Source organism: Flavobacterium pectinovorum, assembly GCF_022802975.1.
Lineage (GTDB): Bacteria > Bacteroidota > Bacteroidia > Flavobacteriales > Flavobacteriaceae > Flavobacterium > Flavobacterium pectinovorum_B.
Map to the genome: position 1 here is coordinate 102449 of NZ_JAFEVZ010000002.1, position 16335 is coordinate 118783.

The following is a 16335-nucleotide window of genomic DNA, read 5'->3' on the forward strand; positions in this document are numbered from 1 at the left end:
AATTGGAATCGTTTTGCTAATTCATATAATTAATAAAATAGAATAATGATTACAAAATTCAAATCCATAAACAATCTAGCTGTTTTTCAAAATTTTAATTGGGACACGGCTATACGTGATGACAGAAACAATGTAGTTTTATTTAAATCAATAAACATTTTTTATGGACGTAATTATTCGGGGAAGACAACACTTTCTCGAATAGTTAGGGCATTGGAAACAGGTAATATTTCTGATAAATACCAAAACCCACAATTTGAAGTTAGCATTAAGGACCTCGGAGATAGTACACCGAGTAATTTAACTGCATACGGAAAGAAAGTCAGAGTATTTAATGAAGATTTTGTGAAAGACAATCTTCGGTTCATCGTAAATTCTAATGAAAGCATTACACCATTTGCAATAATTGGAGGTAATGCTACCATTGAAGCAGAAATACAAATCTTAAAAAATGATTTAGGAAGCAATGAAGATGGAATTGAAAGTGGATTTTATCTTGAATTTAAAAATGCTTCGACAACCGCAAATATAGCGTCTCAAGCATATCAAACAGAAAATAGTAGTTTAAATCAACAGTTAAGTTTTAAAGCAATTAATAATCCAAATGGAATTAAATACAAATCTGAAAGATATGGAGATCAAAATTATAATATCAACAAACTCCAAAGTGATGTTAATACTGTTTTAGAGACTTCATTTCAACCACTTAATGATGATGAAGTGACTCAAAAACTTAATTTCCTTAATGAAAGAGCAAATGCAGATATTCCAGAGATTATAAAGCCCAGTTTAGATTTAAACACACTTAATGCGAAAGCAAAAGAACTTGTAACAAAATCAATTAGTAGTTCTAATAAAATTGAACAACTTTTGAAAGATGCTATTCTTAATCGTTGGGTAAAAGAAGGAAGGCAAATACACAAAGACAAAATTGAAATATGTTCATTTTGTGGTAATGATATTTCAGAAGAACGTTGGATAGAACTTGATAGTCATTTTGACGAAGAATCTGAAAAATTAGAAAAAGAAATAGACATGTTGATTTCTGGAATTGAAAATTCAATTCGGAATGTTGATACGCAATTGCCTATAAATAAAAATGCTTTCTATTCAAAGTTTCATTCGAATTTAGATACTTTGATTTTGCAAAGACAACAATCTATAGATAGTATAAAATCCGAATTAAATCGTATTAAAGTAAGTCTACAAGAGCGGAAAAATGACCTGTTAAATTCTAAAATATTTGTTGATATAATAGATAACAGTAAACAACTTGAAGATTGTTGGATAACATTTGAAAGTTTCAGAACTCAGGCCAACGACTACAGTAATTCATTAGGAAATGAACAAACCGAAGCAAAAAAGTTATTGCGGTTACGTGAAGTTCGTGATTTTGTAGATACAATTCAATACACCACTGTGACGGCAAAAATTCAAATGTTAAAAGGAACTTATGATATCGAAGCGAGAAAAAAACAAATAATAGATCAAAAAATTCAACAACAAATTATCCAGATTGAAGAAAAAGAACGTCTGATTAAAGATGAAGAAAAAGGGGCATCGAAAGTAAATGAGTATTTAAATAACTTTTTCGGACACGATTTTCTTACTTTGCAGGCGTTAGAAGAAACTGACAAAAAGATAAGATTTGAAATAGTAAGAAACGGACAAAAAGCCCATCATTTAAGTGAAGGAGAATGTAGCTTAATTGCATTTTGTTATTTTATGGCGAAACTTGAAGATGTTGAAACAAAAGGAAGTAAACCAATCATTTGGATTGACGACCCTATTTCAAGTTTAGATAGCAATCACATTTTTTTTATTTATAGTCTTATCAATGCGGAAATAATTACAAAACAAGAGTTTGAACAAATTTTTATTTCTACTCATAATCTTGATTTTTTAAAATATTTGAAGCGATTGCCGAATGCTTTAAATAAAAATCAATGCGGTTATTTTTTAATTTCAAGAGAAAAAGAAAAAAGCAGAATTAGAATAATGCCAAGATATTTGAAGGATTATGTAACTGAGTTTAATTTTCTATTTCATCAAATTTATATGTGTTCAACTGCTGACGCAGATAATGAAGAGCAACATAATTTGTTTTACAATTTTGGAAACAATACTCGTAAATTTTTAGAAGCATTTCTTTATTATAAATACCCAAATGCTAATGATCAAATAGAAAAACTTACAAAATTTTTTGGTGAGAACAGACAGGCGTCAACAATGACAGACAGAATTAACAATGAATTGTCACATTTAGAAGGTCTCTTTGAAAGAAGTATGATGCCAATTGATATACCTGAAATGAAAAAAACAGCTAAATTCATATTAGATAAAATCAAAGAAAAGGATAATGAACAGTATGAAGCATTACTTTTGAGCATAGGTGTAGCTGTTACAATAGAATAAATGTCAAATTATAGTTTTAGTTTAAAATTAAATCTATCTATTCATAGCTATTCATTTAAAATTAAACTTTTTAAAAATTTAGTATGCTGTGTAAATTCAATTTTATAGAGTTACATTAAATATATTATGACAATTAAATACTTGTTTTTAATACTTGATAAAAATTCACTAAAAAAGTGAATTTTTTAAAAACATTCCTATCTTTGCACTATGAAACCAGAAGCCTATGGAAATCACTTTTACCGAAGATTACTTAAAAGAGCTTTATGAAGAAGGTAAAGCCAAGAATAAAAAATACAGGTTTCAAAAAGATGTAATCAAAAAATACAAACAAACAATCGATAAATTAAGAGTTGCTAAAAATATTGAGGATTTGTATCCTATTAAAAGTTTAAATTATGAAAAATTAATTGGAGATAAAAAAGGAATTGAATCTGTTCGGGTTGATAAAAAATATCGAATAGAATTTATTAGTTCTGTTGAAGGTGAAGAACATAATACAATTACAATTTGTTCAATTATTGATTTGAGTAATCATTACTCATAAAAAAACTTAACATTATTATGACAGCAATAAACCAAATTACCCCATTTGAAGCTACTCATCCAGGTACATTAATAAAAGATGAATTAGAAGTTAGAGATGATATAAAGCAAAAAGATTTAGCAGAATTATTGGGAGTTAAACCCTCATTTTTAAATGAAATCATCAAAGGAAAAAGACCGATAACTGCTGATTTAGCTATATTGTTAGAAAAAACACTTGAGATACCTGCCGACTATTGGATGAAATTTCAATCACAATACGAGATTGATTGTGCGAGGATTAAAGAAAAAAATATTAATAAAATAAAGTTGATAGAATTATGGAATATAATTAAAGAGTATGTTCCGGTTAATTATTTTAAGAAACAAGGTTATTTGACTGAAAATCTTGAAGAAAATATCAATAAAATTAAATTAATATACGCTATAACTACGATTGATGGTTTGGTAAATATTTTTGCAACTAAAAAGTTTGCTTTCTACAAGAAATCTGAAAAATTAAAAATTGATGATAAGAATATGATTGCTTGGAATTCGCTAGCTGAATATGAAGCTAAAAATCAATCTATAAATACTTTTAATTTTGATAATATTGATTCATTAACCAAGAGTTTAAATGATATTTTTTTCGAAAATGACAATACGTTGTTTAAAGTAAAAAAAGTATTAAATCAATATGGAGTTAAATTTTCAACTATAGAAAAACTTGAAAAAACTCCCGTTGATGGATATTCTTTTTGGTCAGAAAATAATCCGGCAATAGCAGTTACATTAAGACATAGTAGAATTGATAATTTTGCTTTCACAATAATGCACGAGATAGGTCATATAGCATTGCACTTAAAAAATAATAAAGAACAAAAATTTTTAGATCTCACTAATCAAGAAGTTAATCATTATGAAACTGAGGCTAATGATTTCGCTCAGAAAAAATTAATTTCTGAAAAATGTTGGGAGGATATTGTTCAGAATTATATTCCTCTTGATGATAATGAAATAGAGAAAATTTCTAAAAAATATAATATTCATCCAGCCATAATTTTAGGACGAGCCTGTTATGAAATGAGTTATTATGCTTTGAATACTTCAATTGATAAAAAGTTGAAGTAATAGTAGTTAATGAATCTTCAGCTAGCGTAATCGTTCCGCTCGTTGACACTATCAAATCAAAAAAACCTTTAAACCTCATTCACCTCCGTCATATCTATAGTTTTCGGATGCAGACTAATAAGTTGTAAAACGATAGCAGTAACCACTACAAATAACAGCAGTACAAAAACGTGTCTCATTCCTCCATTATCAGCAGCTTTTCCTAAAAACTCGGTGATAACAGCACCTGCCGAAATACCTACGAAATTCATAATTCCATATCCGGTGGCACGGTAGCGAGGCGCAACAAACTGACAAAGAATAGGCATATTGTTGGTGTCGTATATTCCGAATCCAAGGCCAAAAAGAATAGCACCAAAAATAATAGCTACAGTATCACAACAGTAGCCAAATAGAAATAATGCCGGAATGGTAAGAAACAATCCAATAGCACTGGTGTAAATTCTTCCTTTAAGATGTTTCATCACCCATCGGTCTGAAATGGCACCACCAATTAAAACGCCAAAAAAGGAAGACATCGAAATGGTTACCGTTGCAATTGGTCCCGCCAACGACATGTCTAAATGTAAGGTTTCAGTAAATAAGGTCGGTAACCAGTTTTTGGCCGCCCAGCCCGGTAAACTTGGTGAAGCGAAATAAAAGAGTAAAACCCAAAAGGAAATATTGCCAAATAATATTCCCAATCCTTTGAACATTTGCCTGAATTCGTAGCTGACAGATGACTTTTTTGTGGAATCAAAAAAATACGTTTTCTTTTCCTGTAGAAAAAAGATTAGTACCAAACTGTAAAGTACACCAAGTAAACCTACGGAGTGAAAGCTGAAATGCCAGGAGAAATGCTTAGAAACAGTGGCTCCAAAACCACCCAGCGCCTGTCCTAAATAAATTCCGGTGGTATGAATGGCAATAGCAAAAGAGCGTGTTTTTTCCTGATGGTAATCTGCAATTAATGATAATGCGGCCGGAATATAAAAAGCTTCACTAAAACCCATAATGCCACGCAAAATATAAATCTGATTGAAAGTTGTGGCATAACCCATCGCCATAGTAACCCCGGACCAGATAAAAAGACTTGCTATGATGATTCTTTTTCGGTTAAACCGATCCGCTATAATTCCGGAAACTGGGCTCATAAGTGCATATATCCAAAGGAAAATAGCCATTAAGAGACCGAAATTCTCAGCTTTGGCCAATTCAGGAATGTCATCCATCATTGCTGATTTCATAGTGGAAAGCATTTGTCGGTCTAAATAATTCAATAAAGCGACAAACCACAACAAGCCAACAACAATCCATGGATAGGATTTTTTTTCATTCAATTTTGCAATCATTCTTCTTTTTCAAAATAATGGGCGAATATACGAATTCAAACGCACAGCAAAGAATTGTTTTTCCATCAGTATAAAAAGTATGTTACTAAATAAACATTCACAAGGAAACCCTATATTCGTATTGGTAATCAGATTAATTCGTAATTAAAAAGCCTATGACACCGAACGACAAACAAAATGAACGTGTAGCCCAAATGACGTTTGCGTCGGTTTATCCACATTATGTAGCTAAAGTGGAGAAAAAAGGCAGAACCATAGCTGAATTGCATCAGTTAATAGAATGGCTGACGGGATATGACGAAAAGAAATTACAAGAACTGATTGATGAAAAAACAACCTTTAAAGACTTTTTTGAAAAAGCCAGTCTCAATCCTAATGCTTCGCTCATTACGGGCGTAATTTGCGGGTACCGCATTGAGGAAATCGAGAATCCGTTGATGCGTCAGGTACGTTACTTAGATAAATTGGTAGATGAACTGGCAAAAGGCAAAAAAATGGAAAAGATTTTACGGGTTTAATATTTTTTGTCACAAAAGAAAAGAAAATTAATTTTTATTTCGTTAAAATAACTTCTTCCATACAGCACACAGCAGGACACTTACTCCCTATAAATTCATTTATTTAGAATTTCTTAAAAAAATGAAGAACAATGGAAAGAGTTTTTGCGGAGTATCTTATCGAAACCCCTTATGAGGTAGAACAGGCAGCGGCAGTTTTGGCGGGTGAACAGTCATCAGGAACCTTTGTATCTGTTCCGGGCGAAACCGAAGAATTGAAAAAACGTTTTGCCGCAAGGGTAGAGAATATTCAATTATTGGATTTGGCAGACGAACCATCCATTCCGGGAGGAAGTATTCCAGGGAAAAAATACCAGAAAGCAAGAGTAAAAGTAAGCTGGTCGATAGAAAACTTTGGCTATAATCTGCCGGTTTTGATTAGCACTTTACAAGGAAATCTATACGAAATCACGCAATTTACCGGTTTAAAATTAATGGATTTTGAAGTGCCGGATTCTTTCGCAACTCATTTTAAAGGACCAAAATTCGGAATCAAAGGCTCTAAATTATCCTGCGGAGTGAGCGACCGACCAATGATTGGTACAATTATAAAACCAAGCATCGGAATGAGCGTTGACGAAACCGCTACTTTGGTCAAATCACTGATTGATGCCGGAATCGATTTTATCAAAGATGATGAATTGATGGGATCAGCTGCGAATTCGTTTTTTGATGACCGTGTAAAAGCCATTATGAAAGTCATTCGTGACAACGAACAAAAGACAGGTAAAAAAGTAATGTATGCCTTCAATATCAGTGATGAAATTGACGAAATGCAGCGAAAATACGATTTGATTAAAAAGGAAGAAGGAAGCTGTGCGATGATCAGCATCAACAGTGTAGGTTTGTCGGGAACAAAAAAAATCTGCGATCAGGGCGAACTCGTGATTCACGGTCACAGAAACGGCTGGGGAATGCTGAACAGGCATCCGCTGTTGGGAATTGAATTCCCGGCTTATCAAAAAATTCAGCGTCTGGCAGGAGTCGATCAGCTGCACGTTAACGGAATCCAGAATAAATTTTGGGAATCGGATGACTCGGTGGTGACGTCGATAAAATCCTGTTTGAAACCCTTTTTAGGCGGATACGAAATATTGCCTGTAGTATCTTCGGGACAATGGGGCGGGCAAGCCGTAGAAACCTACCGAAGAACTCAAACCACCGATTTGTTGTATATGGCAGGTGGCGGAATTTTGGCACATCCAATGGGACCAAAAGCCGGAGTAAACGCATTACAGCAAGCCTGGACAGGAGCCGTTGACGGTTTGTCTGTGGAAGAAACTGCTTTGAAATATCCTGAATTTGCCGAATCGGTAAAGAAATTTTCGAAATAATGAAGAGCGATAAATTGCTTTTGGCCTATTATGGCGACGATTTCACGGGTTCTACGGATGCTCTTGAATTTCTCACATTGGCCGGAGTGAAAACAGTTCTCTTTCTTCGAAAACCGAATCAAAAAGACTTAGATCGCTTTCCGGGAATTCAGGCCATTGGTCTGGCAGGAAAAAGCAGATCGATGTCGCCTTCAGAAATGGAAACAGAACTTTGTAATGCCTTTGAAAATCTGAAAAGTTTTGCCCCAAATCATTTTCATTATAAAGTCTGTTCCACTTTTGATTCCGCACCACACGTTGGCAATATCGGGAAGGCAATCGAAATCGGAAGCGAAGTTTTCAATCAAAAAACAGTTTTGGTTTCACCATCAGCACCACATTTGGGACGATTTTGTGTTTTCGGAAATCTTTTTGCCCGAATGGGAACTATCGGAAACGGTGAAATTTACCGTATCGATCGTCATCCATCCATGAGCAAACATCCCGTTACACCCGCTTTAGAAGGTGATTTGACTTTGCATTTGGCAAAACAAACGGAGAAATCCATCAATCTTGTCAATTTAACGACAATCGAAAAGGGCATATCAGAAGTTCTGGAAGTAGTAGAAAATAATCAAGCAGAAATTCTGTTTTTTGACGGTTTCAATTTAGATCACCTGAAAACTATCGGAAGTGTCTTTAACCAATTGGCAACTGAAAAAACATTGTTTTCAGTAGGTTCATCCGGAATCGAAATGGCGTTGGGGTTAGACTGGAAAGACAAAAAAGTCATAGGAAACGAAACAGCATTTGAATCGGCAGGAGAAGTTTCGCCTATACTTGTTTTATCGGGAAGCTGTTCTCCTGTAACATCCAGCCAGATTGAATATGCATTAGAAAATGGATTTTTAGAAATTCCATTAGAAAGCAAAGCAGTTGATAGTCAGTATCAGCAACAAATTATAGAAGAAACGGTTTCTCAAATTATAGCCAATTTCAATCAGGGAAAAAGCACAATTCTGCACACGAGTACAGGTCCAAACGACCCGCGCATTGCCGAAACAGAATTGTTTTTTAAATCAAAAGGATTTTCAGTAAATGAGATTCAGAAACAATGCAGTTCAGTTTACGGAAGCGTTTTGGGACAAATAACAAATGAAGTGCTAAAAGCCGTTCCGCTAAAAAGAATCCTTTTTGCAGGCGGTGATACTTCAAGTTATTCCGCATCAGAACTGGATATTCTGGCATTGGAAATGATTGCGCCAATTGCTCCCGGAGCACCGCTTTGCAAAGCAGTTTCGGATAATGAATGGGTAAACGGAATAGAAATGAATTTTAAAGGCGGACAAGTAGGTACCGCCGATTATTTTATAAAAGTATTAAAAGGAGAAAAATTATGAGCGCAAAAACGTTAGGTTTTGTACACACATCGGCAACATTGGTTCCGTTGTTTCAGCAGTTAAGCAATGAATTTTTAAACGGAGCAGAAACCTTCAATATAGTCGATGACAGTCTGATCAAAGACGTAATCAAAAAAGGAAAATTAATGCCCAACACAGCTGCCAGAGTAGTAAGTCATGTTAAGCTTGCTGAATCTGCAGGTGCCGATGTAATTTTGGTAACGTGCTCGTCTATTGGTGTAGCGATTGAAACCGCTGCGACGTTGAGTAACGTTCCGGTAATTCGTGTAGATCAGGCAATGGCGGATGAAGCCGTACAGATCAGTAATAAAATTGGAGTGATTGCCACTTTGCCAACGACTCTTGAACCAACGAGCGATCTGGTGCGAAGAAGAGCTGAACTGGCAGGTAAAAATGCAACGATTACTTCTAAATTATGCGAAGGCGCTTTTGAAGCGTTAATGAGTGGAGATGCAGCCAAACATGACGAAATGGTAGCAAAAGCCCTGAAAGAATTAATGAAAGAAGTAGATGTAATTGTTCTGGCACAGGCTTCAATGGCAAGAGTGGTAGATGGTTTAAGTGCAGAAGAAAAATTAGTTCCAATTTTAGCAAGTCCCGCCATAGCCATGAAAAAACTGGCCGAGCTTTATTTCTAAAAACAATAACAGATTAATTTTTACCATATAAGTTATATAAGTTCATTTAAGCCAAACGTATAAAAGCAACAACTTATATTGACTTATATAACTTATATGGTTTAAAGAAAAGTTTTGAATAAAATAATATGTTTTAATAATGTTTAGTATGCGTAAATATTTTCTTTGGACAGCCCCACTATTTTTCATCGTTGCCGGTTTTGGCTGGTTACAGCAAATAGATATACTTTGGAAATTGGGATTAATCTTTGGATTTTCGAGTATTGCCATTGGAGCAGGACACGTGAAAATATTGAGCGGTTATCAATATACCTTTTGGATTATTACCGCAGTCTGCGCCGGATTGATTTATCCTGATTTTTTCCTGCACGTAGGCAGTTTCGATATGCGAAACAAATGGCTCATTTTAATTATCATTCAGATGGTAATGTTCGGAATGGGGACGCAGATGAGTATCGAGGATTTTACCGGTATCCGAAAATCGGGCAAAGGAGTTTTGATTGGTTTATTGGGACATTTTACCATCATGCCGATTATGGGGTTTTTAATTGCCAAAACATTTGCTTTTGAACCCGAAATCGCAGCCGGAATTATTCTGATAGGTTCCTGCAGCAGCGGACTGGCTTCGAATGTGATGACCTATATTGCCAAAGGAAACCTGGTTTTGTCCGTAACCGTAACCGCAATGTCAACTCTGGCAGCACCGATTATGACGCCGTTTTTGATGAAAATATTCGCAGGAACGCTCGTTGAGGTACATTTTTTCAATATGATGATGGAAATCATTAAAATTGTCCTTGTGCCTTTAGCAGCAGCCATGATTCACGATATTTTAAAAACTTACGGAAGTGTAGCAAAAAGAAAAATCTATATTCTGACTGTGATTTCAATACTTTGGCTGGCGGTTGTTGTTTTCTTCGGAGATTCGTTCGCAATTATCCAAGATACGACAGCTTCACACATCTTAGAAATCATCAATTTTACCTGCGGAGCTTTTATCGTAGGTGTATTGTATCATTGGCTGTACAAGGTATATCCAAAAATTGATGCAATCATGCCGTATTTCTCGATGTTCGGAATCATTTATTTTACGTTGGTAACTACCGCTGCCGGTAGAGATAATTTAATTCAGATTGGATTTTTGCTTTTCCTGGCTTCGGTATTGCACAACGGAGCAGGTTATTTTTTTGGCTATTGGCTCAGCAGATTAAGCGGTCTAGACAAAAAGAGCAGTCAGACTATTGCTTTCGAAGTCGGTCTTCAAAACGGCGGAATGGCTTCCGGATTGGCAGGGGCGATGGGCAAGCTGGCAACAGTTGGTCTGGCCTCAGCGGTATTCAGCCCGTGGATGAATGTTTCGGGTTCTTTGCTGGCTAATTACTGGCGAAAAATAGGTAATCCAGAAGATGAAACTACTCCTGGTACACATTAGAAAAATCACAACTCCATTTCACCGATGGAGTTTTTTTATAAAACTCAGTTTTATAATTTGGGCATAAGCTTGTCCCGATAACTCGGGTAATGTCATTAAGTTAAGGGACATTATCGTCAGTTCGAGTGTTTTGTTAAAAAATGCGATAGCTTTTTTTTAAACAAAATGTATCGAGAACCTTAGTATTAAAAAGCTTCTCGATACAATTTTTAATCATAAAGCTATTGCATTATTATTAAAAATCACTCGAAGTGACGACTGAAAATTACTTAACTTAATGACATTGAGCTACTGGGAGGCTGTACATTATATTCCCGATTAACAAAAACTACAGCAAAAAAGCCTTGTTTTTCTAAATCGGGAGATGCCATTCCCATCCCTTATGCAAATTGGTTTTCAATAGAAAATTTGGGTTGAATTAAGCGTTCAGAATTTGTAATAAAAAGAATATTATATTCGTAAAGAAATATATTGATGCAGATAGATTCTAAGAAGATAAGTTTGTTAATAGATACGCAACTAAATGCTTTGATTTCAATCTATATAGATGAAATATAAAATCAAAAAATTATGAAAACCAAATTTTACTTAATTGCATTAGTATTATTAAGCAGTTTAATATCTTCTTGTTCATCAGACGATGAATTAAACTATCAAAGTGATTTCGAAAAAAGTAAGGCGACCTGGTTAGGTTTCAAAGGATTTTCAAATAACTCATATAAGTATGTTGTATTGAGTGGTTCTGTTTTTCTGGCCTACGGTTGGGAAACAACTATAACAGTTTCAAACGGAAAAATAGTTCAGAGGTATTTTAAATATACCGGAAATACCGAAAGCATTCCTGATAATGTACCATTAGAATGGACTGAAGGAGAAAATGAAATAAATACCCATCAAAGTGGTGCGGCAGCACTAACATTAGATGAAATCTATAATAAAGCAGAAAAAGAATGGCTGATTAAAAGGAAAGATGTAACAGTATATTTTGAAGCAAAAAACAATGGATTGATTTCATCTTGTGGTTATGTTCCTAAAGGATGCATGGACGATTGTTTTTCCGGAATCAGAATAAAAAGTATAGATCCGTATCTAATTGAGAGATAAAAATGAAAAAATAAGCACCTTCTTTGGCTACCAGTTCTTCTTTTGACGTTTCATGAGTAAAGCGAATCTGATAATTTATAAAAAAAACAGGATGTTGATAGGATTGAAAAGAGATGAAATCGGTAAGATATTATTGTAATTTCAAATTAAAAATATGAAGAAACGAAAGAGAATATATTACTCTGCAGGATTAATCAGTATCATACTGCTTCCTGTTTTGTGCTTAATTCATATCAAAAACAGTAAGCCATTTAGAAATAGCTATTCGATGAGTTTTCAAAATTGGGACGGACAGGAAAATTCAGAATTCTTTAAAAATAATATAGCTTTTTTAAATACTAAAAAATTTACGACTGTTGCCTTAACGGGTAATACTGTTTCGGATAGTATTAAATTAGAAGAAGCTCAAAAAAACATCGAAGTATTAGTGAAATCAAAGGATTCGGTTAGTGGAATTAAATTTCACTTTGGGCAAAAATCGCAATACTGGACTTATATTAGAGTTTTGGATATTATAAACATAGAACAAGGAGGGAATTATTTTAGTTATAAAAATGATATATTATTCACAAATCCAAAGCCCCCAAAATCTGTAAAATTTGACAAAAATGCAGAGCCTTTGCGAATTATTACTTGTGGTTCTGGTGGTTTTGATTCTGATTTTGAAGAAGATATTTGGGGACCAATATGGCAAAAGACAATAGAAATCGGCAAAAAATATTATTTGTCAATTATTGCCTATATCCTTATGCTGTTTTTTACTTTTCGAAGAATTGTAAAAGAACCATAAGGTGTCCGTAAGTATAACATAATTAAATAGATAAAAAATGAAACAAATCAGTATTGCCCTATTCGGGATTTTAGCAGTAATTTTAGTTGGATGCAGTGGTTCAGATACCTATCGAGGTTCATGGAAAGCTACGGATGCCAAGGGCGAAAAATTTGAATTGTTTTTTAATGCAAAAGATTTTACGGTTAGAAACAATTCTGGCAAAAAAGAAAAATTTGAGTACAGTCAGAATTCTGTTCAAATTGAAAATTCTGTTTCTACATACGGAATCCAATTGGCTGACGGAAGAAGTTATCAAATTAATTTCCCTAAATCTGATGATGAAAGCATTGGACTGATCAAAGATGAAAATGGGACTCCTTTATACGTAATCAGCAGAAAAGGGTATCTGAAATATGAAGATGTTTTTAAGTTGAATTAAATTCTGTTTTAGCTAAAAAGCGGGAATGTTTGTTTTTTAATTTCCGCAGGTTTTGCTTTATAAATAATTGATTTTTAGTATTTTGGATTTGTTTTTTTTGTAACTTGTTTCCTGTTTAACCTATAAACCAAAAATCATGAAAAAATCTAGCTTATTTATCTGTGGGATTATATTATTAGCCGTATTAATGGTTTCATGTCATAAAGGACGTAACAAATTGGTAAATTCATGGAAAATTACTGCCGTTGAAGCAAAAATACCGCTTTCAGACTCTTTAAAAAGTGCAATTTTAGCTAATGGTATGTTGACCTTTACAAAAGACGGACACGTAACAGGCTTTTTACAAAGAGAAATAACCGATGGTACTTATGCTTTAACGAAGGGAGGAAAAAGTCTGGTAATTAAAGATGAAACAGGAACGCCTTATCCTTGTGAAAGTATCATAACAGAAGATAAATTGATATTAGACAGCAAAGAAATGAAAATAACACTGGATAAAATTTAAACAGGCTCCAAAACAGGAAATGAAAATTTTAAATTACAAAACCTCCAAAATAAAAAGATTTTGGAGGTTTTGTAATTTATATAGTTTTAGTATAAGATTTTGTTTTTAATGCAATCGCTTAGTCCCATTGATTGTTTTTTGAGACTGCAATGTTGCCTGCTCCTGTAAAGAATAAAGTCAGGGCTCCAAAGAAATACAAGCCAAGCAGTTCAATAGCCCATCCTCCGTGTTCTCCCATAGAAAATATTTCAGAGCTGTGCGCCATTAAAACAGCAACCAAACAATTAAAAGCATATACTGCAGCCGCTATTCTGGTTCTGAAACCAATTAAAATAGCAATTGGGGCGAGTATTTCGCCTACTAATACACCATAAGCAATAAAATCCGGAATGCCTTTTTCGGCAAGCATCGTTTTAATGAATTCTAAGCCTCCGCTAAATTTGGCAATACCATGCAGGAGCATTAAAAGGCTAATTGTGATACGCAGTATCAATAAACCTAAATCGTTGTTTTTTCTCATAATTTGTTAATCATTAGAAGTTAATAGACTCAAATATATTGAAATAGTTGAATTGATAGTATTGTGATTATAAGAACATATAAACAAGTTGTTCCAATGTTTTGGATTTTCTGTTTGAATCAAGAGTTGGTTTTTGCAATTTATAATATTCCCGTTTCAAGTTGTTCTAAGTAAATAAAATCAGGTGATTTAACTCCCGCATCAGCTCTGATTTTGATAAGTTTTGGAGATTGAAAGAAATCTTTTGCCTTTTCAAGTGAAGACCAAACCGAAAAATGTACAATCTTGTTTGGTTCATTCTCATATTTAAGGACCTGATATGATATTTCTCCTGCTTCTTTTCTAATTACAGATGAATTATCAAATATTTTTTTCCAGGCAATGTAATCTTCGACTTCGTGAATGATTAATACGTATTTCATTTTGTATTGTTTTTTTTAAGTGTTTTTGTTTTTACAGTATATCAAGCGGTATAAACTTAGGTATTAAAATAATTGGTGTAATTTAAGAAAAAAGCAATTAATTTTTGTAGTAAAATCAATGATATATTAGCACTGAATAAAGCTGATTTAACAACTTGGAATGAGCTGTTATATTAATGTTTTTAAAGCTCATTAAGAGGTTATAATTTTGGAATTCGATTTGTTGAAAGAATTGAATCGATTAATAAATAAAACAAACAATTGATGAATGCAATACTTTGGGAAGAAGTTTTAAAATTTGAATTAGTTTATTCCCATGACTTTGAAACTCTTCTTTATTTATTGGATGGGATGATGACAGCATTATCATCCCATTATTATGAAAGTAAATCTTTCATAGTTTAATCTTGTGGAATTTCTTCAGCCAAAATTTCGTTTCCTGCTTTGTCGTAATATGTACAAGTCATTTTATCCATACAAATTTCCCATTTTTCGATGCCGAAAGTGGCGCACATTTTAATGAAAGTTAGAAAGTCTGTTTTGCCTTGTTGATGAGCAATTAACTCGGTTTTGAATTCTTCACTTTTTGGATAATCACTAATCACTAAAGGCTCATACTTTGCAGGTACTTTTGCTGTATAATCGTTTGCACCATGATAGTCAACATGTCCATCGGTTACGTAAGTTTCATAGTGTGTAACGCCTAATGTCTTAATTTTTTTAATATAAGACGGAAAGTCTGCGCCTGATTTTACTTTGCTGTGGGCAGTTTTGATTTGTTCTGTTGTAAACATTTTTTCTTGTTTTTTAATTGTTAAACGATTTATTGATTTACACGCAATCACAATGCTCAAACCGTATAGTATGATTGTCGATTTTAGAAATGATTTTATCATTTGTCCTTGCATTAAGATTACAATGCAAAGATGTAATTATGAAAAATCCTGTAATTGTAAAAAATCGTTTTTCTACAAGAAGCGTTTGAAGTTTTCAGGAGTGTCTCCTGTAAATTGTTTGAAGTCTTTTATAAAATGAGCCTGATCAAAGAAATTGTTTTCGTAGCAGATTTCAGTCAGCGTTTTGGTTTTGTTCAAATTGTCAAGTATAGTATTGAAACGCACAATTGAAGCGAATTTTTTGGCCGTTGTTCCAACCACTTTTCTAAACCGTTTTTCAAACGGACTTTGGCTGATAAATAACTTTTCGTTCAGCTCTTTTATGCGTATGGTTCCATTTGTCTGATAGATGAGTTTAACAGCTTCAACAATCAATTTGTCTGTTTCAATATCTTTGAGCTGTGATAGTAGAAATTTTTCCACAATACCAACCCGAGATTTTTCAGAGGTAGCGGTCGACAATTTTTCTTCTACTTCGCTTACACTGTTTTTGTCAAAAATATCATGCAATGAAAGGCTTAAATTAAATAATTCGTTTGCAGGATGCGAGGCAAAATGAGTAAAACCAATTTCAGTAAAGAAAATGAGTATAGTTCCTATATCGGCCGAATTTTTAAAGATTTTATACCCGTCAGTAATTCCCGTTATTCCTGATGAAGACAACTCATTTATCGCGTTATCTTTTATGTTTGCTAGTTTTCCTTTGTATTGAAAGCCAATCACAAGTCCCGAAGAAGGAAAAACTTTATATTCATTTTCTAATTCATTTTCCGACACTACAAAATACTTGATGTAGGGCCTTAGTCTTTCGGTCGGAAAATGTTTGTCAAATTTCATTGTTTTGTATGTTGGCACCATAAAGTTTTACAATACTACACAAAAAATCAATATTAAAATGAACGTTTTTTTAGAAA

17 protein-coding genes are annotated in these 16335 nt (G+C 33.6%); 12 read left to right on the top strand and 5 right to left on the bottom strand.

What is annotated here, in order from left to right:
* The first annotated feature begins 45 nt into the window (after window positions 1-45).
* From FLV_RS02940 to FLV_RS02950, 3 genes are all read left to right on the top strand, one after another.
* Complete coding sequence (locus FLV_RS02940; RefSeq protein WP_243230623.1) at window positions 46-2415, top strand: AAA family ATPase; 2370 nt, start codon at window positions 46-48, stop codon at window positions 2413-2415.
* Between the two features lie 226 nt (window positions 2416-2641).
* A complete protein-coding gene (locus FLV_RS02945; RefSeq protein WP_243230626.1) occupies window positions 2642-2962 on the top strand; it encodes a type II toxin-antitoxin system RelE/ParE family toxin in 321 nt (106 codons plus the stop codon).
* Between the two features lie 17 nt (window positions 2963-2979).
* A complete protein-coding gene (locus FLV_RS02950) occupies window positions 2980-4071 on the top strand; it encodes a HigA family addiction module antitoxin (protein ID WP_243230628.1) in 1092 nt (363 codons plus the stop codon).
* Between the two features lie 68 nt (window positions 4072-4139).
* On the opposite strand, the gene FLV_RS02955 is transcribed toward FLV_RS02950, so the two are convergent.
* The gene (locus FLV_RS02955) at window positions 4140-5402 is read right to left on the bottom strand and encodes an MFS transporter (protein ID WP_243230630.1); all 1263 of its coding nucleotides are present in this window, start codon (window positions 5400-5402) and stop codon (window positions 4140-4142) included.
* Between the two features lie 155 nt (window positions 5403-5557).
* Here FLV_RS02955 and FLV_RS02960 point away from each other — a divergent pair, with 155 nt between their 5' ends.
* From FLV_RS02960 to FLV_RS03000, 9 genes are all read left to right on the top strand, one after another.
* The gene (locus tag FLV_RS02960; protein ID WP_243230631.1) at window positions 5558-5920 is read left to right on the top strand and encodes a DUF2200 domain-containing protein; all 363 of its coding nucleotides are present in this window, start codon (window positions 5558-5560) and stop codon (window positions 5918-5920) included.
* A 131-nt stretch (window positions 5921-6051) separates the two neighbouring features.
* The gene (locus FLV_RS02965; protein ID WP_243230632.1) at window positions 6052-7293 is read left to right on the top strand and encodes a ribulose-bisphosphate carboxylase large subunit family protein; all 1242 of its coding nucleotides are present in this window, start codon (window positions 6052-6054) and stop codon (window positions 7291-7293) included.
* The gene (locus tag FLV_RS02970) at window positions 7293-8672 is read left to right on the top strand and encodes a four-carbon acid sugar kinase family protein (protein ID WP_243230633.1); all 1380 of its coding nucleotides are present in this window, start codon (window positions 7293-7295) and stop codon (window positions 8670-8672) included. Before FLV_RS02965 ends, FLV_RS02970 begins: the two co-directional genes overlap by 1 nt.
* Window positions 8669-9331 (top strand): aspartate/glutamate racemase family protein, encoded by a 663-nt coding sequence (locus FLV_RS02975; protein ID WP_243230635.1) that lies wholly within the window; start codon window positions 8669-8671, stop codon window positions 9329-9331. The genes FLV_RS02970 and FLV_RS02975 overlap by 4 nt, the downstream gene beginning before the upstream one ends.
* Before the next feature lie 148 nt (window positions 9332-9479).
* Window positions 9480-10763 (top strand): bile acid:sodium symporter family protein, encoded by a 1284-nt coding sequence (locus FLV_RS02980; RefSeq protein ID WP_243230637.1) that lies wholly within the window; start codon window positions 9480-9482, stop codon window positions 10761-10763.
* A gap of 570 nt (window positions 10764-11333) precedes the next feature.
* Entirely contained in the window at window positions 11334-11867 is a 534-nt protein-coding gene (locus FLV_RS02985; RefSeq protein ID WP_243230639.1) for a hypothetical protein, read from the top strand.
* Between the two features lie 154 nt (window positions 11868-12021).
* Window positions 12022-12657, top strand: a complete 636-nt coding sequence (locus tag FLV_RS02990) for a hypothetical protein (RefSeq protein ID WP_243230640.1) — start codon at window positions 12022-12024, stop codon at window positions 12655-12657.
* Between the two features lie 37 nt (window positions 12658-12694).
* Complete coding sequence (locus tag FLV_RS02995; protein WP_243230641.1) at window positions 12695-13078, top strand: hypothetical protein; 384 nt, start codon at window positions 12695-12697, stop codon at window positions 13076-13078.
* Window positions 13079-13214: 136 nt separating this feature from the next.
* The gene (locus tag FLV_RS03000) at window positions 13215-13583 is read left to right on the top strand and encodes a hypothetical protein (RefSeq protein WP_243230642.1); all 369 of its coding nucleotides are present in this window, start codon (window positions 13215-13217) and stop codon (window positions 13581-13583) included.
* Between the two features lie 118 nt (window positions 13584-13701).
* On the opposite strand, the gene FLV_RS03005 is transcribed toward FLV_RS03000, so the two are convergent.
* The 4 genes from FLV_RS03005 to FLV_RS03020 all read right to left on the bottom strand — a co-directional run bounded on the left by FLV_RS03005 (window position 13702) and on the right by FLV_RS03020 (window position 16258).
* Window positions 13702-14103 carry a DoxX family protein gene (locus FLV_RS03005; RefSeq protein ID WP_243230643.1) on the bottom strand — a complete coding sequence of 134 codons (402 nt, stop codon included), beginning with the start codon at window positions 14101-14103 and terminating at the stop codon, window positions 13702-13704.
* A gap of 140 nt (window positions 14104-14243) precedes the next feature.
* Window positions 14244-14525, bottom strand: a complete 282-nt coding sequence (locus tag FLV_RS03010; RefSeq protein WP_243230644.1) for an antibiotic biosynthesis monooxygenase — start codon at window positions 14523-14525, stop codon at window positions 14244-14246.
* 401 nt (window positions 14526-14926) lie between these two features.
* Window positions 14927-15319: a DUF1398 domain-containing protein gene (locus tag FLV_RS03015; protein WP_243230645.1), complete on the bottom strand. Its 393-nt coding sequence runs from the start codon at window positions 15317-15319 to the stop codon at window positions 14927-14929.
* 174 nt (window positions 15320-15493) lie between these two features.
* Complete coding sequence (locus tag FLV_RS03020; protein ID WP_243230646.1) at window positions 15494-16258, bottom strand: helix-turn-helix domain-containing protein; 765 nt, start codon at window positions 16256-16258, stop codon at window positions 15494-15496.
* Window positions 16259-16335 lie beyond the last annotated feature (77 nt).

What these genes read in the sequence shown, in the direction of transcription:
- FLV_RS02945 (WP_243230626.1), top strand. Translation starts at nt 2,642, where the DNA reads ATGGAAATCACTTTTACCGAAGATTACTTAAAAGAGCTTTATGAAGAA.
- FLV_RS03015 (WP_243230645.1), bottom strand. Translation starts at nt 15,319, where the DNA reads ATGTTTACAACAGAACAAATCAAAACTGCCCACAGCAAAGTAAAATCA.
- FLV_RS02965 (WP_243230632.1), top strand. Translation starts at nt 6,052, where the DNA reads ATGGAAAGAGTTTTTGCGGAGTATCTTATCGAAACCCCTTATGAGGTA.
- FLV_RS02995 (WP_243230641.1), top strand. Translation starts at nt 12,695, where the DNA reads ATGAAACAAATCAGTATTGCCCTATTCGGGATTTTAGCAGTAATTTTA.
- FLV_RS03005 (WP_243230643.1), bottom strand. Translation starts at nt 14,103, where the DNA reads ATGAGAAAAAACAACGATTTAGGTTTATTGATACTGCGTATCACAATT.
- FLV_RS02970 (WP_243230633.1), top strand. Translation starts at nt 7,293, where the DNA reads ATGAAGAGCGATAAATTGCTTTTGGCCTATTATGGCGACGATTTCACG.
- FLV_RS02980 (WP_243230637.1), top strand. Translation starts at nt 9,480, where the DNA reads ATGCGTAAATATTTTCTTTGGACAGCCCCACTATTTTTCATCGTTGCC.
- FLV_RS02985 (WP_243230639.1), top strand. Translation starts at nt 11,334, where the DNA reads ATGAAAACCAAATTTTACTTAATTGCATTAGTATTATTAAGCAGTTTA.
- FLV_RS03010 (WP_243230644.1), bottom strand. Translation starts at nt 14,525, where the DNA reads ATGAAATACGTATTAATCATTCACGAAGTCGAAGATTACATTGCCTGG.
- FLV_RS03020 (WP_243230646.1), bottom strand. Translation starts at nt 16,258, where the DNA reads ATGAAATTTGACAAACATTTTCCGACCGAAAGACTAAGGCCCTACATC.
- FLV_RS03000 (WP_243230642.1), top strand. Translation starts at nt 13,215, where the DNA reads ATGAAAAAATCTAGCTTATTTATCTGTGGGATTATATTATTAGCCGTA.
- FLV_RS02975 (WP_243230635.1), top strand. Translation starts at nt 8,669, where the DNA reads ATGAGCGCAAAAACGTTAGGTTTTGTACACACATCGGCAACATTGGTT.
- FLV_RS02990 (WP_243230640.1), top strand. Translation starts at nt 12,022, where the DNA reads ATGAAGAAACGAAAGAGAATATATTACTCTGCAGGATTAATCAGTATC.
- FLV_RS02950 (WP_243230628.1), top strand. Translation starts at nt 2,980, where the DNA reads ATGACAGCAATAAACCAAATTACCCCATTTGAAGCTACTCATCCAGGT.
- FLV_RS02955 (WP_243230630.1), bottom strand. Translation starts at nt 5,402, where the DNA reads ATGATTGCAAAATTGAATGAAAAAAAATCCTATCCATGGATTGTTGTT.
- FLV_RS02940 (WP_243230623.1), top strand. Translation starts at nt 46, where the DNA reads ATGATTACAAAATTCAAATCCATAAACAATCTAGCTGTTTTTCAAAAT.
- FLV_RS02960 (WP_243230631.1), top strand. Translation starts at nt 5,558, where the DNA reads ATGACACCGAACGACAAACAAAATGAACGTGTAGCCCAAATGACGTTT.